Below are 21,575 nucleotides of genomic sequence, written 5' to 3'. Positions count from 1 at the left end.
TTTAAAGAGCAAAAATTAGTGAACTCCTTTGTCAAAGGCAAAATAGCAAAGATCATCGTTTTAGGTCTGTTCATTATGGTTGTAGGAACAACCATTGTGAGCAGCCGCTTTGCGATTGAACGCAAAGCAGAATTAATCTCATCAGAGTTTGATGCTCATCAAGAGCGAGTGAGTTCTCTTGATGAACAGTTCAATGGGTTAGTCACCCAATTATCTAGTGCTGCACGGGTACTCAACTCGAGTATCGAGCAAAATGCGCGCTTCGAGCAAGAGTACAACCAGTTTGGCGATGAAAGCAATATTATCGAGTTGCGTTACTCTCTGCTTCAAATTCCTTTGTTATCCCCTTCAAAGAAGCAAAATCTTCAAAATGTGTTTGATCCGAATGTGCACTACGTACTTCTCAACGATGCGACGTTTTTACCGTTGTTGAAGTTATTGAAAGAAAGCCCACTTGTTACAGACTCAGCATTAATAGCTGATGTGGGTAACCATGAGTTTCAATTGGCAAGTCTGACGGATGATTTTGACTTGCCTTTGCCTTTAATGGATTGGTTAGATCAAAACCGCGACCGTTGGCTCAACAACACCGAAGTTGGTGAAGTGGAGTTTGTCCCGCCATACATATATCGAGGTGAGCCAAAAAATTATGTTGTCGTAAATGTTCCAGTGACCAACTTTAAACCTGTCTATTTGGTTTTGGAATTACACTCGCATACACTTAATTTTGTTAATTCTACCGATGAAAAATATGTTTTGTGGCAGACCGCGAATCAACGAGTCGTCGCATCAAATATTGACGTTAGTCAGGATTACTCGGCTAATATTCAAAGCTTACTCGCAACCCGATATATCCCCTCATCATGGCATGAGTTAGCGTTCGCTGATCGTCTCAACATAGCCACTGCTTCCACTACAAGTCTGGTTGAAAATACGGCCTCTCCGGGGAGCCAATGGCTTATTTGGCAAAGTGAGTTTAAGTATGCTCCTTTAAACGTTTTTGTCTTTAAAGAGGCGAATCAGCTTGTGTCTCAATGGCATAAAGATGTTTTTGTTTATGCATTACAAATGTTCACTCTTGGTGGCCTGTGCCTATTGGTATTTATCTGGGGGGTTTACACGGTTTTATTTAAGCCTTTTTCGCTTCTCATGGGTTATATCGAGCAACAAAACTCCTTGTATGAACTTGATGACGTTGAGCCGCCATCAGGTTGGGAGCCATGGTTTGAAAAGATTAATAACTCGTTTTCGGATAACCGAAAATTGTTTAATTCGTTAGTGGCAAAAAACAAAGAGCTTGACGATAAAGTCCAGGAGCGGACGCGGGCATTGCAATTACAAACCATGCAAAAAGATCGTAACTTGGCGCTGAATAGAGCCATTATCAACTCTATGCCAGATCTCATTTATTACAAAAATGTCGACGGAACGTTTGTTGGTTGTAATCGAGCATTTGAAAAGTTTACCGGGGTAAAAGAAGCAGACTTAGTAACCAATTTGGTGGAAGATGTTTTTGAGGCTGATGTTGCTGCAGAGTTGTCAAAGTTTGACTTTCAAGCATTAAAAGGTCGTCGATTGTTCTCAGCGAAAGTGTGGCATAGCTCTGAAACAAGTGGTGATGTGTATATTAACTGGCTCGTTTCGCCTGTTGTAAATTTAGAAGGTGAATTACTTGGAACAGTCAGTCTAGGCCGTGACATTACAGAACAGGAAACCAGCTTTAGACAAGTAGAGCAAGCACGAAATGCGGCAGAAAGCGCAAACGTAGCCAAGACCGAATTTATTGCCAATATGAGTCATGAGATCAGAACTCCAATGCACGCCATATTGGGAATGATTGAGCTGTTAAATAATGCCCAGCCGAGTCCAATTCAAAAGAGCTATCTCACTGTTGCTGAGAGTTCCTCAAGGCACATGCTAAAAGTGATCAACGAAATCCTGGATTTCTCCAAAATGAATGCCGGTAAGCTGGATCTTAATATTGAGCCTGTGGATTTTAATGAAATCATGGATATTTCATTTGCTAATAGTTTGTCCTCGGCGATGGAAAAAGAACTCCTGTTAGACATCGACTTGCCGTTGGACTTTCCGGTAGCGATATTGGCCGACAAGATCCGACTCAGTCAAATTTTTACCAATTTAATAAACAACGCGGTCAAATTCACTGATAAAGGAAGTGTGGTATTAAGTGCCAAAATCCTCGCTCAAACAGACGGAGAATATACGATTGCATTTAGTGTAACGGATACCGGGCGGGGCATCGCAAAAGAGCAACAACAAAAGGTCTTTGACGCATTTGCTCAAGCTGATGCTTCAACCACGCGGCAATATGGTGGTACCGGTTTGGGGCTTGCCATTGTTTTTCAGCTCGTTGAATTGATGGACGGTGAAATTACGTTAGAAAGTGAACTTGATGAAGGGACTACCGTCACGGTGACTATGACGTTAAAAGGTCATGCAAAAAATAGATTTTCTATTAATCACTTGTCTAATTGGCTTTTGTTTGAACCGAAAACTGCCAATGCGGAGCTGTTAGCCAACAAGCTTCGAAGTGCCAAACAATTGGTTCGTGTCGCACACAGTCATTCAGAGTTATCGGATAGCCGATTTGATGTATTAATCTGTCGTCCTGAATTGTTGATCATGGTGCCGGATAATATTATCCAAGCGATAAAGTCGGGAGAAGTAGAGTATCAGCCAATCGTCTTTAATATTTCTCATTTTGTTTCGAGCGAGCTCGATGATTTACCGTTTAGACAACTGTTGTCGTTACCCTTTACGAGCTGGGATTTAATCAACAACCAAGACAGTCGTGTCGACCTGACTGAAAATGAAATCCGATTGGATCATTTAGACATATTAGTAGTTGAAGACAACTACGTGAACCAACAGGTTATGCGAATGATTTTGGAATCGTCGGGTGCGCGGGTTCATATCGCTGAAAACGGATTAGCAGCGCTTAGAAAACTAAATGAATCAAAATATGATGCAGTATTATTAGATATTCAAATGCCGGTAATGGACGGCTTGACTTGCGCTCGAAAAATACGAGAATCCAGCCAATTTAATAATGTTCCAATCTTAGCAATGACGGCTCACTCCGCACGAGAAGATTACGAGCGTTCATTTGAAGCTGGTATTGATGTTCATTTAGAAAAGCCAATCGATAAAGCAAACTTACTAAAAGTTATCGACAGTTATACTAAAGAGGGTGAAAGCGGTAAGTTTGTTCCGATCCCAGCTTCTATTGGTGATGCTGAAGCTAAAAAGTCTGAAGTCAATTTGTCGGAATTACCAGTCATAGACAAAAAGGCCCTATTGTCGCAATTTGCTAACGATGAAAATACGATGCAAAAGTTACTTGTGATTTTCCTTAAATCAAAAGAAAAAGAAATGTCACAGTTTGTTGAACAATTAAAAACTCAAATCTCACCTGATGTGTTTGCAAAGCTTCATAACTTCCAAGGCATGTTGGCTAATATCAGAGCTGAAAAGGCTGTAGAAGCAACTAAGCGATTGCGCATTGCCCTTAAGCAAGGTGAAAAATTAGAAACAACAAGAGCAATTGCATTGTGGCAGTCGGTAATTACTGAGTTGTTTGGTTTTTTAAGGAAGTTTGACTAACTCTGTGCGATACATCTTTGAATCGATATAGCGCAACGATGATTCAGCGGCATCAGCAAACCCGATCAAGGCAGGTCCTACCGGCTCGAGTAACGCATAGTCGTAGCCGTCAATTTCAATCGTTTTGTCGTCTTGTAGGTACGAAATGTTCATTCCCAACAGGGCGTGCTGCGGTAAATAAATGATCGCCATTCTTAGGTTTGGGTAAAGCTGCCGCATAATGTGCGCCATCAAGGTCACCTTACTGTCACAATCCCCTTTATTTTGATTAATTAAGTGAATTGGTGGGACAAACCCAGCACCGTTACTTGTTGCCCGCTCAACCATCTCATCGTAGGGAATCGTCTGAATCCAGCCTAATAAAAAGCTCGCCATTTCTCTTGGTGTTGCGTTAGGACGTTTTTGCTTTAAAGCCTCAATGAGAGGTTGAATTGGCTCTGGTTGTTCTAGAATAAACCGCACGTGATCCGGTTTGAAAGTTACCGTATCAGCTAATGGACGAAAGTCATCAAACTCAATATACAGCTCTTTGGCTAAGTAGTTTTTTAAGGACTGTTCATAAACCTTCTTGAGTTGCTGTGAGGTCTGTTTTATCCAGCTGGTGTCGCGACTTGAAATTTCGAATTCGATGTCTTCCACTCTTGGTAATAGTTTGACAGAACCTTTACGTGGGTCGAGTTTGGCAATCGCTTTTTTTAATTCCCTGATTGAATACATTCTGAGTAAAGAAGGTCTGAGGGCTTTGAAGTGGCGGTAATTGTTACCAACGAGGCGTTTGTCTAATGCGAAGTTTAGTTGTTGGATAGTGTCGTCTTTATCTTTCCATTGATAGCTATACTCAATGGTAGAAGAGGTTTCGTGTTTAGAAAAATCTAACTGCTCTGCGTTAGTGTAATGGCTATTAGTAATGATAAAAAAAACGGAGGCGAATAGAATACAAAGCGCTTTAAAAGAAGTGTGCACATTAGCCTCCGGTCAAATTTAAAATCAGTAATCTGTGTCTTGTTAAGCCGCCTTTGCCGTTAATAGCAGCTCTTCTGCGTTTGCTCTTGTTGTATCTGAAATTGCATCACCACCAAGTAGTCGAGCCAACTCGTCAATACGTTGCGGGTCTGACAATAAACTCATTTTTGTCTCAGTGATGTTATCGACATTAAACTTGTTTACAAAGTGTTGCTGGTGGCCAAAACAAGCGACTTGAGGTAAGTGAGTAACACAGATGACTTGAGTGTTTTGACTCAACTGTTTCATCAGCTTACCTACTGCTGATGCCGTAGGTCCTGAAACTCCGACATCGACTTCATCAAATAGCAATGTTGGTGTTGTTACACGCTGTGCAATGATCACTTGAATCGCTAAACTAATCCGACTTAGCTCACCGCCCGATGCGACTTTAGCCAATGGTTGCAGCGCTTGCCCTAAGTTGGCACTTACTAAAAACTCGACTTGGTCAAATCCAGACTTAGAGGTTATCGACGAGTCAGTGTTAACCTTGAGCTCGAATTGCGCGCCATCCATATTCAATGACTGCATACTCGCAGTGATTTGTTTGGTAAGAGCTGTGGCACTTTGCTTCCGAGTATCAGAAAGTTGCTCTGCAGCAAGTTTGTATTCTTCTAACGCTTGTTGTTGCTCCACTGCAAGTTGCTCTAGTCGATCATTAGACTCACCAAACTGACTTAATTCGTCAGCGAGCTTTTGAAAATGTTCGGGTAGTACCTCTGGCTCGACTTGGTGCTTACGAGCCAAGTCAACTAAAGTGCTCAAACGAGCTTCAATTTCGAATAGGCGCTCAGGATTTAGCTCGAGTCGGTCGGTATAGCTACGCAACTCATTGACCCCTTCTTCCAATTGAATAAGCGCATTGTTGATCAGTTCTGCTGCTGGTTCTAACTCGGCGTCAATATTGGCTGATTTATTTAACATCGACAGTGCATGTTGAAGTGCGCTGTATGCGTTGCCTTCTTCACCTTCGTATAGCAATTCGAGTGATTGTTGGCTGTCAGCAAGTAGACCTTGAGCGTGGTGCAAGCGTTTGTGCTCGGCTTCAATTTCGGCATATTCGCCCACTTGTAAATCAGCTTCTTCTAACTCTTGAACCTGATACTCTAGGAGTTGCTTTTGAGCGCTAAACTCTTGTTGTTGCTCGAATAACTGTTGATACTCTTTACCAATACTTTGCCAACGTCGATAGCTCTCTTGTACTCGGTTTAAGATTTCGTGATTACCTGCGTATTCGTCGAGTAGGTCCCTTTGATGTTCGGGTTTTGTCAGTAATGTATGAGCGTGTTGACCGTGAATACTGACTAATTGAGTACCAATTAATTTAAGTTGTGCGGCAGGAACAGGGGTTCCATTGATATAAGCTTTAGAGCGACCTTCCTTTGAAATAACTCGGCGCAGGATACACTCGTTATCGTAACCTAAATCTCGATCGTCTAACCATTTCTTAGCTTGTGGTAGGTGGCTGAGATCAAAACACGCGATAACTTCTGCTTTGTCGGCACCAGTGCGAACCATGCCAGCATCACTGCGTTCTCCAAGAGCCTGAGCAAGGGCATCAATCGCAATAGATTTACCTGCACCTGTCTCACCCGTTATCGTAGTCATACCTTTATGCCAATTCACTTCTAATTGGCGAACGATTGCAAAATTTTTGATAGCCAAAGAAACTAACATCGGAAAGTCACTTAAAATAATTGTACTGTTGGTATATACAGTAATTGGTTTTTTAATTGCTGTCCAATAAAAATGCGTCCAGTTTTTATTCTTTTTTGTTTGGAAAAAATATAAGCAAACAGGCTTTAATAATTTTGTTTGCCCCAATTCAATTTTTTGCGAAGTACATCATAGTAATCGTGGTCGATTGGGTGGATTAGGCGCAGGCCTAATGGATGTTTTTTTACGATAATTTCATCCCCTGGCAAAACGGATAAAACCACATGGCTGTCACAGCTAATTTGAAGTTGAGCATCATTATCGCTGCTGACAATGATTTTTATTTCGTTGTCCGCGTCAATAACAAGTGGGCGACTCGTCAGGGTATGTGGAAACATAGGTACTAAAGATACTGCGTTAAGACTTGGATGAACAATAGGACCACCACCAGACAAAGAGTAAGCAGTGGAGCCTGTCGGTGTGCTTATGATCAATCCGTCAGAGCGTTGGTGAAACACAAATGAGTCGTTAATGTAAGCTTCAAATTCGATCATGTGGGCAACTTTATCAGCGTGAAGTACCACTTCATTCATCGCAGAATTTGTTGCCTTGACGGTTTGGTGTCGGTGAACACTTACGTCTAACAAAAAGCGCATTTCTGTAGTGTATTCTCCCTGCAATACTTTTGTAAGGCAGGCCTTAAAGTTATCAGGGTTGAGGTCGGTTAAAAAGCCTAGGTTACCCCGATTTACGCCAATAACTGCGACATCAAATCTACTTAGTACTCTTGCTGCACCTAACATGTTGCCATCACCACCCACAACAATGGCCAAGTCACAGCGTTTGCCAAGTTCTACGACATCGGCAACATCTGGTTTTTTATCTTTGATGTGATGAGCAATGTTCTCTTCGACAATGACACGGTAACCCTGCTCGCCTAAGAACTCATAAAGCTCCTGCACGGTTTGCATGGTTGCTTCATGATTTGCTTTGCCTATGACGCCAATTGTTTTAAAGTGTTCTGCCATTGTAATTTTCCAAATTGCCCTAATACAGCATAGTAGGCGTTATAGCTTGTTTCATCCTGAATTAGAAGTCAGAGATATAAATTTAGATGACAAAATTAAATAAAAATCAACGTGCTGAGTATGTCCTCAACTTAGTAATAAAAAGCTATCTTGAGTTAGGGGTACCTATTTCCTCAAAGTTTGTCGTTGATACTTCTGACATTCAGGCCAGTCCCGCTACCATCCGAAATGTGATGGTCGGACTCGAACAAGATGGCTTTATCTATTCACCGCACACCAGTGCAGGGCGAATTCCTACCACCCGTGGTTTGCGTTATTTCGTCAACCAATTACTTAGTTTCGAATCAGCGGATCAAGGCAAGTTACAACAACTAACCGCCAACCTTGTCAATTCTGCAACACCACAAGAAATGTGTAACAAAGCGGCTCGAATGATAGCCGATATGACCCGCTTAACGGGCTTAGTGGCGATGCCCAAGTCAAATGATGCGGTGATTAGACAGCTCGAGTTAGTGCGTCTTGCCGACCAAAGGTTACTTTGTGTGTTAATTGATCAGCATGACGAAGTTCAAAACCGAGTGGTTGACTTGCCTTTTTCGGTGGCAGACTCAGTATTGCAACAAACATTACAAATGCTCAACTCTGCGCTAGCAGGCTTTTCTCTAGAAGAGGGTCGGCAGCGTTTGGGGTATTTTTTAAAACAGGCTAACCCCGAGGTGAACGAACTGGTTCGACGTGCGTTGTTTGGTGACTCAGTTGAATTGACGGAACAAGTGTTATTTAGGACCTCGGAAACCCGTCTTTTAAACAGTGAAATTGCTACCGAAACTGAAGATTTAAAACAAGTATTAAAAGCGGTAGAAAATTTCAATTTACTGCAGCCTATTTTTTCGGCCTGCTGTTCAAGTGACAGTGTTCATGTGTTTATTGGTGATGAAATGGGCGTGCCTGCATTGGCTAAATGTACCATGGTGGCTAAGTCTTTTAAGAAAGATAACAAGGTTGCGGGTGTAATGGCAGTTGTCGGCCCAACAAGAATAGATTATGAGTCGGTGATTTCTGCAGTAGATTTATCTGCGAATATTCTCACCTCGGCCTTGAATCGTCGACAGTAATCCCCATAATACGCACCAGTATTTAATTTAGAAACCCGTATTAGTTTGGAGTAGTAAGACTCATGTCTGATCAAGAGCCTATTAAACAAGACGAAAACATCGAAGCTGAGCAAGCAACAGAAGCAACGGAACAAGTTGATGCGACTGAGCAAGCAGAAGCGACCAATGAAGTATCAGCAGAAGAGCGCATTGCTCAGTTAGAAGCAGAGTTAGCCGCTGCTCAAGCAAAAGTACAAGAACAACAAGACTCTGTAGTTCGTGCAGCAGCTGAAGTAGACAATATTCGTCGCCGTGCAGCAGTAGATGTAGAAAAAGCCCATAAATTTGCACTAGAGAAGTTTGCCAATGAGCTACTTCCTGTTATCGATAACCTAGAGCGTGCTATTCAGTTCTCTGATAAAGAAAATGAAGCATTGAAGCCAGTACTTGAAGGTATTGAGCTGACTCAAAAGTCTTTTGTTGATGCAGTTTCTAAGTTTGGTGTTGAAGTGGTTGACCCGCAGGGTGAGAAGTTTAATGCAGAATATCACCAAGCAATGGCAATGCAGCCATCTGCTGAAGTAGAACCAAATACGGTTATTGCAGTAATGCAAAAAGGCTTTACGTTGAATGGTCGTTTATTACGCCCAGCAATGGTAATGGTTTCAAAAGCCGCTGAATAAAAAGCTCGCTTGATAAAACTGCTATAAAAACAAACAGTAAATAAAAAAGCACCAAAAGGTGCTTTTTTTGATTTTGTAAGTTAAGTAATATTCTTTAAGAATTAACCCTGAGCTTTAAGGGTATCAATAAACTCATTAGAGTCTTCAATCGCTCGGCTCATGTCTGTAATAAGCGCAGATATTTCAGTTTTAAGAGAATCAAATTCACCTTTAATCGCTGCTATAGCCGCTGCGTTTAAGTTATGTTTTAGATAAAGAACGTTGTCTTTTAATGTTGCCAAAATTGGCGCCATCTTCGATTCAGCCCGTCGCATGCTACGCAATAACTGATTAAATTGACGCTCTGTGTCTTTTAGCTTGCGTTCACTTGCTGCACGAAGGCGTTGATTGGAGTACTGTTGGAGTTCTTCTTGCCATTCGTCAAACAAGTCTTCTGCCACGTCCTCTACCGCGTCAATTTTGTCACTGACGCGCTTTGCTGCCGCCTCACTGGATTCATAATCATCATTGAGTTGGTTGTAGACCTTTTCTATTTCGCCACCATCAAAATTGGTCAGGGTGACCAAACGCTCATACGCAGTCTGAAACTCTTCTTGAGTATCTGTTTGAGCATCACGAGCATCTTCTACTCGGTCGACCAAAATGTCGCGTTTGTGAATTCCCACTTTTTCCATAGCGGAGTAATAGGCTGTTTGGCAACCGCTTAAGACTATTGGCGCAGTTAGGCAAACACTAAGAATAATGTGCTTCATATTGGTCTCTCATCGCTGTGATTTATCACAGTATATGTAAAATATGACCAAAAACTACTATTTATCATCAAACTGCATATATAAGTCTTACTGCTTTGGTGTAGACTTTTGACCATATGCAATGTTGGAAAGAATTATGACAAATATTGGAATCTTTGGTGCAAATGGCCGTATGGGCCGTCGTTTAATTGAAGCAGGCATCGACTACCCAGAAGCAAAAGTAGCGGCCGCGTCGGTGAGGGCAACCTCGACTATTATAGGGGCTGATGTTGGTGAGCTTATTGGAATAGAAAACTATGGCACTAGTGTAAAAGAAGGAACATCGTCTCTGATCTCCGAAGCTGATGTTTGGATTGACTTTACCCTACCTGAGGCGCTCGATAATCATGTGGCTCAGTGTGTTAAACACGGCAAAAACATGGTTATTGGAGTTACGGGTATTTCTGAACAACAAAAAGAAATGCTAAAAAAGGCCAGTGAATCAATTGCCATTGTTTACGCAACCAACTTTAGTACCGGTGTTAATTTAATGCATCGTTTACTTGAAATTGCAGCGTCTACTATGGGGCACACAGCGGATATCGAAATTGTTGAATCACACCATAAGTATAAAAAAGACGCTCCTTCTGGCACGGCATTGTCTATGGGCGAAGCGATAGCGAAGGGGTTAAACGTCAATTTGGCCGATGTTGCTGAATATAATCGAAATGGTATTGTCGGTGAGCGCAAACAAGGTTCAATTGGCTTCGCAAGCCTAAGAGCTGGTGACATTGTGGGTGAACACACTGCTTTGTTTGCAGATATTGGCGAAAGGCTCGAAATAACTCATAAAGCAACTGACAGACTTACCTTTGCTAAAGGTGCAATAAGGGCTGCGGCATGGTTGTCTAAAAAAGAAAATGGACTTTTTGACATGCAAGATGTTCTAAATTTTAAATAGTTGTGTTATAAAATTAGGTCCTTTAGGAAGATTTTGATATTAAACACTTATTTTTACGTTTTTTTGAAATTTTCCTAGCCTAATTTTGATCTCTTGGCTACAATAACCGGAATTTGCCTAATGTTTATAGGCTAAGGTTAACCGGAAGCAGAAAAATCCCACGTTCTGCTCAATGATGCTAGGAGGTTATCTTGACTCAACCCGCGCTTTTAGTTCTGGAAGACGGAACTATATTTCGAGGATCTGCCATCGGCGCAGAAGGTATTTCTGTCGGTGAAGTTGTCTTTAATACTTCCATGACAGGCTACCAAGAAATTCTCACCGACCCCTCATACGCTGAACAAATCATCACCCTCACTTATCCCCACATCGGCAATTACGGCACCAACTCTGAAGACGAAGAAAATGACAAAATCTGGGCAAAAGGCCTAGTTATTCGCGATCTTCCTTTAGTGGCAAGTAATTTCCGAAGTGAGCAAGATTTGTCGAGCTATTTAAAGTCTAACAACGTTGTTGCAATTGCAGATATCGATACGCGAAAGCTAACTCGAATTCTTCGCGACAAGGGTGCGCAAAGAGGCTGCATTATCACTGCAGCTGAAATGACAGCCGAAATCGAGCAACAAGCTTTAGCCGCGGCAAAAGAGTTTCCTGGCCTTAAGGGTATGGACTTAGCCAAAGTGGTCTCATGTAAAGAGATGACGACTTGGAATATGGGCAGTTGGGAGTTAGGTAAAGGTTTCTCTGAGTTAGAAGACCCTAAATTCCACGTAGTGGCTTATGACTTCGGTGTTAAACGCAACATCCTTCGTATGTTAGTAGATCGCGGTTGTAAATTGACGGTTGTTCCTGCGCAAACTCCGGCTAAAGATGTTTTGGCATTGAATCCAGACGGTATCTTTTTATCAAATGGTCCAGGTGACCCTGAGCCATGTGATTACGCGATTGAGGCGATCAAATCATTCTTAGAAACAGACATTCCAATTTTTGGTATCTGTCTTGGTCATCAATTACTAGCATTAGCAAGTGGTGCTCAAACGGCAAAAATGAAATTCGGTCACCATGGCGGTAACCATCCTGTTCAAGACTTAGCTAATAAACGAGTAATGATTACTGCTCAAAACCACGGTTTTGCGGTTGAAGAAGACTCGTTACCAGCAAACTTGGAAGCAACTCACAAATCTTTATTTGATGGTACGTTGCAAGGAATTCGTCGTACGGACAAGCCAGCATTTAGTTTTCAGGGACACCCTGAAGCAAGTCCTGGTCCTCATGACGCAGCGCCATTGTTCGATACCTTTATCGAACTAATGAACGAACGTAAGTAAAACAGACCGAATTAAGAGAATTTAACTATGCCAAAACGTTCCGACATCAAAAGCATATTATTATTGGGTGCGGGTCCAATTGTTATCGGTCAAGCGTGTGAGTTTGACTATTCTGGTGCGCAAGCCTGTAAAGCATTAAGAGAAGAAGGGTATCGAGTCATCCTAGTTAACTCGAACCCTGCAACTATCATGACTGACCCAGAAATGGCTGATGCCACATACATCGAGCCAATTCACTGGGAAGTCGTCGAAAAAATCATTGAAAAAGAGCGTCCAGACGCAGTATTACCGACCATGGGTGGTCAAACTGCTTTGAATTGTGCGCTTGATTTAGAAAAGCACGGTGTATTAGAAAAATACGGCGTGGAAATGATCGGTGCGTCAGCGGATGCCATCGACAAAGCGGAAGATCGCAGCCGCTTTGACAAGGCAATGAAGGACATTGGTCTTGAATGTCCTCGCGCAGAAACCTGTAATACGCTTGAAGGCGCTTACGATGTTTTAACTCGCATTGGTTTCCCTTGTATTATTCGTCCTTCTTTCACCATGGGTGGTACTGGTGGTGGTATCGCGTACAACAAAGAAGAGTTTGACGAAATTTGTCGCCGTGGTTTGGACCTTTCTCCAACAAACGAACTTCTTATCGACGAATCTTTGATTGGTTGGAAAGAGTACGAAATGGAAGTGGTTCGCGACAAAAACGATAACTGTATTATCATTTGTGCGATCGAAAACTTTGACCCTATGGGTGTTCACACGGGTGACTCAATCACTGTTGCGCCAGCTCAGACACTAACGGATAAAGAATACCAAATTATGCGTAATGCCTCTTGTGCGGTATTGCGTGAAATCGGTGTTGAGACGGGTGGTTCAAACGTACAGTTTGGTATCAATCCAAAAGATGGTCGTATGGTTATCATCGAGATGAACCCACGTGTATCTCGCTCGTCTGCACTAGCATCAAAAGCAACGGGTTTCCCAATTGCTAAAATCGCGGCCAAGCTTGCGGTTGGTTATACGCTTGATGAATTGAGCAATGACATCACTGGTGGTGCAACGCCTGCTTCATTCGAACCAACAATCGATTATGTAGTTACTAAGATCCCTCGCTTTAACTTTGAAAAATTTGCTGGTTCTGACGACCGTTTGACGACACAGATGAAGTCAGTTGGTGAAGTTATGGCGATTGGCCGTAACCAACAAGAATCAATGCAAAAAGCATTGCGCGGCTTAGAAGTTGGTGTTTCTGGTTTTGATCCAATTATCGACTTGTCTGCAGAAGATGCACATGACCGTATTATCCACGAATTGAAAGAGCCAGGTGCTGAGCGTATTTGGTACATTGCCGATGCATTCCGTAACGGTATGGACATTGAAGCTATCTTCAAACTTACCAACATTGACCCTTGGTTCTTAGTTCAAATCGAAGACATAGTAAAAGACGAAAAGCTCATTGCAGAGCGTGGCTTTGCAGGCTTGGATGAAGACTTCTTGCGTCGCTTGAAGCGCAAAGGTTTTGCCGATAAGCGCATCGCTGATGTATTAGCAATTAGCGAAACCGAAGTTCGCAAAAAGCGTCAAGGCTTCGGTATTCTTCCTGTTTACAAACGCGTTGATACTTGTGCCGCAGAGTTTAGCTCTGACACAGCTTACATGTACTCTTCTTATGACGAGGAATGTGAATCAAATGCGTCTGACAAAGATAAGATCATGGTTATTGGCGGTGGTCCTAACCGTATCGGTCAAGGTATTGAGTTTGACTACTGTTGTGTTCACGCGGCACTTGCGCTTCGCGAAGACGGTTATGAAACCATTATGGTTAACTGTAACCCAGAAACTGTATCGACAGACTACGACACTTCTGACCGTTTGTACTTTGAGCCAATCACGCTTGAAGACGTGCTTGAAATTGTACGTGTAGAAAAACCAAAAGGCGTTATCGTTCAGTACGGAGGTCAAACACCTCTTAAGCTAGCTCGTGAACTAGAAGCGAATGGTGTACCAGTAATTGGTACATCACCAGATGCTATCGACCGCGCAGAAGACCGCGAACGCTTCCAACAAATGGTTGAGCGTCTAGACTTGCTACAACCTGAAAACGCGACAGTGACTTCAGTTGAGCAAGCGGTAAGCAAGAGTTTAGAAATTGGTTTCCCTCTGGTTGTTCGTCCATCGTATGTACTAGGTGGCCGTGCGATGGAAATCGTTTATGACGAAGCTGACCTGCGCCGTTACATGACAGAAGCTGTGTCAGTATCAAATGAAGCGCCTGTATTACTCGACCGTTTCTTGGACGATGCAATCGAAGTTGACGTTGATGCGATTTGTGATGGTAAAGACGTTGTTATCGGCGGCATCATGGAACACATCGAGCAAGCGGGTGTTCACTCGGGTGACTCTGCATGTTCACTACCTGCATACTCGCTACCTCGTAACATTCAAGATGTAATGCGAAAGCAAGTTCGTGATATGGCGCTTGAACTCGGTGTTATCGGCCTGATGAACACTCAGTTTGCAGTAAAAGACGGCAAGGTTTATCTAATCGAAGTTAACCCTCGTGCTGCTCGTACTGTACCGTTTGTTTCTAAAGCGACAGGCGTTCCTCTTGCTAAAGTAGCTGCACGTGTGATGTCTGGTAAAACACTTGCCGAACAAGGTATTACTGAAGAAATTATTCCTCCATATTACTCAGTGAAAGAAGTTGTTATTCCATTTAACAAGTTCCACGGTGTTGACCCAATTCGCGGACCAGAAATGCGTTCGACGGGTGAAGTAATGGGTGTTGGTAATACTTTCGAAGAAGCTTACGCAAAAGCACAATTAGGTGCGAGTATCGAATTAGCACGTGGCGGTAGGGCATTGATTTCTGTACGAGATGCGGATAAAGTCCGAGTTATTGATCTAGCCAAGAAACTAATTGAAGCTGGATTCGAACTCGACGCGACTCGCGGAAGTCACAAGACCTTAACTGAAGCTGGTATCGAAAGCCGCAAGGTAAACAAGGTATTTGAAGGCCGTCCTCACATTCTTGACCGTATCAAAAATGGTGAATACAACTATATTGTAAACACTGTGGAAGGCCGACAAGCGATTGAAGACTCAAAGACTCTCCGTCGTGGCGCATTACAATACAAAGCAAATTACACCACAACATTAAACGCAGCGTTTGCAACTTGTTTGGCGAACACTGCGGATGATCGTGGTAGTGTAGAGTCAGTGCAAAACTTACATAAGAGAATTCAATAAGATGAGTACTCAAGTACCAATGACAGTGCAGGGTGCAGAAGCCCTGCGTGCAGAATTACACGAATTAAAAACCGTTGTTCGTCCTCGCATCGTTGCAGATATTGCCGATGCACGTGAACACGGTGACCTAAAAGAAAATGCAGAATATCATGCGGCTCGTGAGCAACAGGGTTTTTGCGAAGGTCGTATTCAAGAAATCGAAGCTAAGTTATCAAACTCGCAGATCATCGATGTAACTAAAATGGAAAACAATGGCAAAGTTATCTTTGGTACCACTGTAACTATTTTAAATTGTGATACAGAAGAAGAAACGACGTATCACATCGTAGGTGAAGACGAAGCCGATATTAAAACAGGCAAAATCTCAATTGGTTCACCAATTGCGCGTGGTCTCATCGGTAAAGAGTTGGATGACGTAGTGACAATTAACACGCCAGCTGGCGCGGTTGAATTCGAAATTATCGAAGTTGAATACAAGTAATATTTGTATTCTGTCTCGTCATTGAGAATAAAAGCCAACGAGAGTATCGTTGGCTTTTTTGTTGGCCAAACTGACCTTTTATGGCCAGCGATACTGTTAAGATTAAACCAAAAAGAAGAGCGTTATGTCGTCGAATATAATTAATTTAACTGCTGCCAATATCCAGCAAGACTTGTTGGATGCGCCACAAGGTACGGTATTTGTAATCGATTTTTGGGCCGATTGGTGTGAACCCTGTAAACAGTTAATGCCGGTATTGGACAAGCTTGCCGCTGAGTTTGAAGGCCGCATGATATTAGCTAAGGTAAATTGTGACGCAGAACAACAATTAGCGATGCAATTTGGAATCAAAAGTCTGCCTACTGTAATGGTTTTTAAAGATGGTCAGCCTATTGATGGATTTGCAGGTGTTCAACCTGAATCTGAAATCCGAGCCATGTTAGAAAAGCACCTTCCTAAACCACAAGATGATTTGTATCAGCAAGCATTTGTTTTGCATCAGCAGAGCGATATGCAAGGTGCGTATCCATTGGCGACTCAAGCTTTATCCTACGAACCAGATAACTCTGCGTTTAAATTACTATTGGCTGATATTTCAATAGAGTTGGGTAAAGTAGCGGATGCAAAGGCATTAATTGAAACTATCAAAATGGCTGATCAAGACGCGCAGTATCAGCACGTCTTAGCAAAGATAGAATTAGCTGAACAAGCAGCAGATTCACCTGAGATCCGCGCTTTACAAGATGCGTTAGAAGCAAAGCCAGATTCACTTGAAATTAAGCGACAGCTAGCCCTTGCTTTAAATCAAGCGAATCGTCATGAAGAAGCACTCGAGCTGTCATTACAAATCCTGAAAAAAGATATGAACTTTGAAGACGTTAAAAAGGTGTTTGTTGATATGCTAAATGGATTACCGGATGGTGATCCACTTGCTTCAGCATATCGCCGTAAATTATACGCATTGATGTACTAAAGCAGTGTGTGATGATCAAGAATAGAACAAAGGCCAACTAGTTTGGCCTTTTTTACATATGTTTATCCGATTGCGTCTTTTATCCGGCCATATTGATAAAACAAACTTTGACCGATTCGTCTAAACGGTGCGAATGGGAACTTAGGCAATTCACTGTATAGAGGCGAACGGGTATTTTTTCCAACGATAAGGTTTGCTAGTTCATTTCCTGCCCATGCGCTAAAAGAGACACCCGAACCACAATACCCAGTGGCATAATAGATATCATTTTCGGTTTTGAATAAGTGAGGCATCTCATCAAAGGCGACAGATATCCAGCCACTCCAAACATAATCAATTGATACTTTTTCTAATCCTATAAAGGTCTCTTTTAATTCATTTAACAGACGCTGTTGATATTTAGGGTTACTTGCTGCTTTACCAGAAATAGCGCTTCGTCCACCAAACAAAATTCGATTGTCTGGTAACAGACGGTAATAATATTTTAATTCACGTGTGTCCATCATGACTTGATGGGACAAAAAGTTCGCTGCTTTAAGTTCTTCGACAGTCAAAGGCCTCGTAACAATAACACTTGTTAACACAGGTAAAATTTTATTAGCCAGTGGAGTGTTTAGCCCTTTGGGAGTATATCCATTGGTGGCAACAACTACTTTATTCGCAGTGATTTCTCCCTGATTGGTAATTATCTTGTGACCTTTATTTTGACTTTGCTCTAGGTCTATAACTGGAGAATGACTGTACAGCTTTACGCCTAGCTCTGTTGCCATCTTGGTGTATTGGTTAACAAGCTTAAGTGGATTAATGCCAAATCCATTTTTGTAACGAATCGCTCCATAAACTTTTTGATGGTCGACAAACTGTGATTGAAATTCAGATTTGGAGAAGGTTTCTACTTCATAATCAAAATTATTCGCAAGGTAATCAGCACTTTTTGATAGTTTCGAAAACCAATTGGGGCTATGGGCAAGCTTGAGGTAACCATTTTCTGTTTTGTCAGCTTTATCAGAAATCAATTCAACCCGAGATTGTACCAAGTCAATGGCATCCATGTATTGGGTGTGCAGTTCTTTGGCATTATCTTGCCCAAAGCGATCAACTAGCTGTTGGTAACTTAACCGTCCGCTACCCGGTAAAACAAAACCTGCATTTCGACTACTGCATCCCCAACCTATTGAGTTTGCTTCTACAACGGCGACATCAGTTACACCTTGTTGAGCTAGGTTGATTGCGCAATTTAATCCGGTATATCCACTACCTATAATAGCTACATCTACTTGCTTACTAGAATCAAGCGGTGAAAAACTTGGGCTCGAGGTTGTTGATTGCCAGTAAGAGTCTACAACGGGTTGTTGGCTGTTCAGTGTTTTGTCAACGAATGGATCGTACATCTTCACCTTATTATTCATCAGCAAATACTAAAATCATTTCAGAGGCGTCGCAGTAACAGTCTGTCCCACACAGAATACAGACGTAGTCAGGTAAAGAAGGATCATTGTTCCATCTTCTAGGATGAGTTTTTATCAATTGACCGCCTGCCTTAGTGAAATACTTAAATGAAGCATTACCTGGGCTTTGCATCCATATATGGCTAAGGCCAGCTTTTGCACCCATTTCTTTCAATGTCGCAACAGAAGTACGAAGTAATTGGCCACCTAGTCCTTGCCCTTGATAATCTGGATTTATTGTATTGCATTTGAAATATGCAACTTGCTCTTTGTCAACAGGCCAAAGTTCAGGTGTACACCATTGATCTAAATTCCAGTTATTAGGTGCGTAAGTAATTCTAAAACCGACTAATGTAGAACCGTCGTACATGACATAACTTGCATTCTGATCGTCTTTGGTACTTTTACCTAGCATTTCTTCTATCGATGGTAAGTCTAAATATCCATCGCCATGAACGAGGTTACCGAGAGATATGACGTTTTCAAAATCGTCTTGTGAAAGGTGCTTGATAGTATATTTTGACAATTTAATCACCTGTAATGAAGTAACCACTACCGGAGTCGACAAGTTACTTTTAGTTATTATGTTTTGAATAGTTATAGTGTAACAAGCTTTACCCTGTTTTATATACGTATACTTTAATCCGTAACCTAACTATTAAGAAGGGGAAACTGGAAGGACTTGTTTTGCTGCTTTTTGACACTTTTAGGACGAAGCAAGAAGTAAAACTTAACGATTTTGGTTGTTTTTTGCCAGTCTTGTTTGTTTTTTGTTCGTTCGGTGTGCTTTTTACATAAAAACATGAAAAAGAGGTTGCGCTCTTGTTAAAAATCCCTAGAATGCGCACCTCGTTGTTAGGGAGACATCAAATAGCTCGAAACATAATGTTTATAAGCGGTTTGAGACTTCAAGCGGTTTCGAAAACTTTAAAAAAAGATTGAGAAAAACGTTGACAACAAAACGACGCAATGTAAAATGCGCGTCCCGGTTGAGACAGAGTCTTAACCAGAACTGGAAATGTTCTAAACGGTCGAAATAAACAATCATCCATGATTGATTTCGACACTCGAACTTCCATGTTCGTCGTTCTTTAACAATTTAGTAATTAATTATTTGTGTGGGCACTCCGTTGAGTAGTAACAAAATAAGCTAGAGTCTCTTATGAGACAGGCTAGCAACTTGTAAACTATTCATTGAGTGTCTGAACGAAAATTTATTTGAACAGAATTCGATGAGTAGTGATTAAACTTTTTAAAGTGAAGAGTTTGATCATGGCTCAGATTGAACGCTGGCGGCAGGCCTAACACATGCAAGTCGAACGGTAACATGAACTAGCTTGCTAGTTTGATGACGAGTGGCGGACGGGTGAGTAATGCTTGGGAATTTGCCTTTAGGTGGGGGACAACAGTTGGAAACGACTGCTAATACCGCATGATAGCTACGGCTCAAAGGGGGCTTCGGCTCTCGCCTTTAGAGAAGCCCAAGTGGGATTAGGTAGTTGGTGAGGTAAAGGCTCACCAAGCCGACGATCCCTAGCTGGTCTGAGAGGATGATCAGCCACACTGGAACTGAGACACGGTCCAGACTCCTACGGGAGGCAGCAGTGGGGAATATTGCACAATGGGCGCAAGCCTGATGCAGCCATGCCGCGTGTGTGAAGAAGGCCTTCGGGTTGTAAAGCACTTTCAGCGAGGAGGAAGGTTAAGTAGTTAATACCTGCTTGATTTGACGTTACTCGCAGAAGAAGCACCGGCTAACTCCGTGCCAGCAGCCGCGGTAATACGGAGGGTGCGAGCGTTAATCGGAATTACTGGGCGTAAAGCGTACGCAGGCGGCTAAGTAAGTCAGATGTGAAAGCCCCGGGCTCAACCTGGGAACTGCATTTGAAACTGCTTAGCTAGAGTGCGACAGAGGGTGGTAGAATTTCAGGTGTAGCGGTGAAATGCGTAGAGATCTGAAGGAATACCAATGGCGAAGGCAGCCACCTGGGTCGACACTGACGCTCATGTACGAAAGCGTGGGTAGCAAACAGGATTAGATACCCTGGTAGTCCACGCCGTAAACGATGTCTACTAGCAGTTTGACTCTTAAGAGTTGTCTTGCGCAGCTAACGCATTAAGTAGACCGCCTGGGGAGTACGGCCGCAAGGTTAAAACTCAAATGAATTGACGGGGGCCCGCACAAGCGGTGGAGCATGTGGTTTAATTCGATGCAACGCGAAGAACCTTACCATCCCTTGACATCCAGAGAATTTTCTAGAGATAGATTAGTGCCTTCGGGAACTCTGAGACAGGTGCTGCATGGCTGTCGTCAGCTCGTGTTGTGAAATGTTGGGTTAAGTCCCGCAACGAGCGCAACCCTTATCCTTAGTTGCCAGCACGTAATGGTGGGAACTCTAAGGAGACTGCCGGTGACAAACCGGAGGAAGGTGGGGACGACGTCAAGTCATCATGGCCCTTACGGGATGGGCTACACACGTGCTACAATGGCAAGTACAAAGGGTTGCGAACTCGCGAGAGTAAGCGGATCCCATAAAGCTTGTCGTAGTCCGGATTGGAGTCTGCAACTCGACTCCATGAAGTCGGAATCGCTAGTAATCGTGGATCAGAATGCCACGGTGAATACGTTCCCGGGCCTTGTACACACCGCCCGTCACACCATGGGAGTGGGCTGCAAAAGAAGTGGATAGCTTAACCTTCGGGAGGGCGTTCACCACTTTGTGGTTCATGACTGGGGTGAAGTCGTAACAAGGTAGCCGTAGGGGAACCTGCGGCTGGATCACCTCCTTAATAGACTAGTTACACCTTCGAAGTGCCTACACAAATAATTAATTACGAAATATGAGAAGAGAATCCTGAAGGCCTGTAGCTCAGCTGGTTAGAGCGCACCCCTGATAAGGGTGAGGTCGGCAGTTCAAGTCTGCCCAGGCCTACCAATACTTCTTACTCTGCGTTATGTATCTCGTCGTTTAGCAGGCTAAACTTCCTCGATACATACCTTGATTAAAAAGCATTGGCTTACAGATACACTCAGTATGGGGCTATAGCTCAGCTGGGAGAGCGCTTGATTTGCATTCAAGAGGTCCGCGGTTCGATCCCGCGTAGCTCCACCATACTGAACGATTTCTCTTAAATAAAACTCTAAATAATACACATTTACAAAAGTGTTTATTCTTTAGAGTCTTTAATGACTCATGCTCTTTAACAATTTGGAAAGCTGATAAATAAGGTAAACATTATTGTTTATTAAATTTGTTATTCAACAATTTAAAAATAATTTTGATTATCACTGTAAGAGAAAACTCAAGCGTTATTTATGT

At 42.5% G+C, this 21,575-nt stretch carries 14 protein-coding genes, 2 tRNA genes and 1 rRNA gene; 11 read left to right on the top strand and 6 right to left on the bottom strand.

The annotated features are described in order from the left end of the window. Positions 1-18 precede the first annotated feature (18 nt). A complete protein-coding gene (locus tag J1N51_RS05460) occupies positions 19-3,624 on the top strand; it encodes a PAS domain-containing hybrid sensor histidine kinase/response regulator (protein ID WP_208832950.1) in 3,606 nt (1,201 codons plus the stop codon). Here J1N51_RS05460 and J1N51_RS05455 read toward each other — a convergent pair. The 3 genes from J1N51_RS05455 to nadK form a co-directional block, all read right to left on the bottom strand. Continuing rightward, positions 3,607-4,587 carry a hypothetical protein gene (locus J1N51_RS05455; protein WP_208832949.1) on the bottom strand — a complete coding sequence of 327 codons (981 nt, stop codon included), beginning with the start codon at positions 4,585-4,587 and terminating at the stop codon, positions 3,607-3,609. The two genes, J1N51_RS05460 and J1N51_RS05455, sit on opposite strands and share 18 nt — an antisense overlap. 42 nt (positions 4,588-4,629) lie before the next feature. Further along, a complete protein-coding gene (gene recN, locus J1N51_RS05450) occupies positions 4,630-6,303 on the bottom strand; it encodes a DNA repair protein RecN (protein ID WP_208832948.1) in 1,674 nt (557 codons plus the stop codon). A gap of 125 nt (positions 6,304-6,428) precedes the next feature. Further along, a complete protein-coding gene (nadK, locus tag J1N51_RS05445; RefSeq protein ID WP_208832947.1) occupies positions 6,429-7,310 on the bottom strand; it encodes an NAD(+) kinase in 882 nt (293 codons plus the stop codon). Positions 7,311-7,396: 86 nt separating this feature from the next. On the opposite strand from nadK, the gene hrcA reads away from it, so the two are divergent. Together hrcA and grpE are read left to right on the top strand one after the other, a co-directional pair. Then, positions 7,397-8,425, top strand: a complete 1,029-nt coding sequence (hrcA, locus tag J1N51_RS05440; protein ID WP_208832946.1) for a heat-inducible transcriptional repressor HrcA — start codon at positions 7,397-7,399, stop codon at positions 8,423-8,425. Positions 8,426-8,487: 62 nt separating this feature from the next. Then, on the top strand, positions 8,488-9,087 hold the full coding sequence (grpE, locus tag J1N51_RS05435) for a nucleotide exchange factor GrpE (RefSeq protein ID WP_208832945.1): 600 nt from the start codon (positions 8,488-8,490) through the stop codon (positions 9,085-9,087). A gap of 101 nt (positions 9,088-9,188) precedes the next feature. Here grpE and J1N51_RS05430 read toward each other — a convergent pair whose 3' ends face one another. Continuing rightward, complete coding sequence (locus J1N51_RS05430; RefSeq protein WP_208832944.1) at positions 9,189-9,839, bottom strand: DUF2959 domain-containing protein; 651 nt, start codon at positions 9,837-9,839, stop codon at positions 9,189-9,191. Positions 9,840-9,975: 136 nt separating this feature from the next. Between J1N51_RS05430 and dapB the strand changes: the two genes are divergently transcribed. From dapB to trxA, 5 genes are all read left to right on the top strand, one after another. Then, positions 9,976-10,779 carry a 4-hydroxy-tetrahydrodipicolinate reductase gene (gene dapB / locus J1N51_RS05425; protein ID WP_208832943.1) on the top strand — a complete coding sequence of 268 codons (804 nt, stop codon included), beginning with the start codon at positions 9,976-9,978 and terminating at the stop codon, positions 10,777-10,779. 191 nt (positions 10,780-10,970) lie between these two features. Next, the gene (gene carA / locus J1N51_RS05420) at positions 10,971-12,107 is read left to right on the top strand and encodes a glutamine-hydrolyzing carbamoyl-phosphate synthase small subunit (protein ID WP_208832942.1); all 1,137 of its coding nucleotides are present in this window, start codon (positions 10,971-10,973) and stop codon (positions 12,105-12,107) included. A 27-nt stretch (positions 12,108-12,134) separates the two neighbouring features. Beyond that, entirely contained in the window at positions 12,135-15,353 is a 3,219-nt protein-coding gene (gene carB / locus J1N51_RS05415; RefSeq protein WP_208832941.1) for a carbamoyl-phosphate synthase large subunit, read from the top strand. Position 15,354: 1 nt separating this feature from the next. After that, positions 15,355-15,834, top strand: a complete 480-nt coding sequence (gene greA, locus J1N51_RS05410; protein ID WP_208832940.1) for a transcription elongation factor GreA — start codon at positions 15,355-15,357, stop codon at positions 15,832-15,834. A gap of 124 nt (positions 15,835-15,958) precedes the next feature. Next, entirely contained in the window at positions 15,959-16,807 is an 849-nt protein-coding gene (gene trxA, locus J1N51_RS05405) for a thioredoxin (protein WP_208832939.1), read from the top strand. Positions 16,808-16,869: 62 nt separating this feature from the next. On the opposite strand, the gene J1N51_RS05400 is transcribed toward trxA, so the two are convergent. Then, positions 16,870-18,198, bottom strand: coding sequence for an NAD(P)/FAD-dependent oxidoreductase (locus J1N51_RS05400; RefSeq protein ID WP_208832938.1), 1,329 nt, complete (start codon positions 18,196-18,198; stop codon positions 16,870-16,872). 10 nt (positions 18,199-18,208) lie between these two features. After that, on the bottom strand, positions 18,209-18,781 hold the full coding sequence (locus J1N51_RS05395; protein ID WP_232842864.1) for a GNAT family N-acetyltransferase: 573 nt from the start codon (positions 18,779-18,781) through the stop codon (positions 18,209-18,211). A 728-nt stretch (positions 18,782-19,509) separates the two neighbouring features. Here J1N51_RS05395 and J1N51_RS05390 point away from each other — a divergent pair. The 3 genes from J1N51_RS05390 to J1N51_RS05380 all read left to right on the top strand — a co-directional run bounded on the left by J1N51_RS05390 (position 19,510) and on the right by J1N51_RS05380 (position 21,368). Beyond that, positions 19,510-21,045 (top strand): 16S ribosomal RNA (locus tag J1N51_RS05390). Between the two features lie 69 nt (positions 21,046-21,114). Further along, positions 21,115-21,191 (top strand) — tRNA-Ile (locus tag J1N51_RS05385). Between the two features lie 101 nt (positions 21,192-21,292). After that, positions 21,293-21,368: transfer RNA gene (locus J1N51_RS05380), tRNA-Ala, on the top strand. The last annotated feature ends 207 nt before the right edge of the window (positions 21,369-21,575 follow it).

Origin of the sequence: Psychrosphaera ytuae (genome assembly GCF_017638545.1) — a bacterium.
Classification (GTDB): Bacteria; Pseudomonadota; Gammaproteobacteria; order Enterobacterales; family Alteromonadaceae; genus Psychrosphaera; species Psychrosphaera ytuae.
The sequence above is the reverse complement of the archived record's forward strand: the minus strand, read 5'-3'. Positions and strand labels throughout refer to the sequence as shown.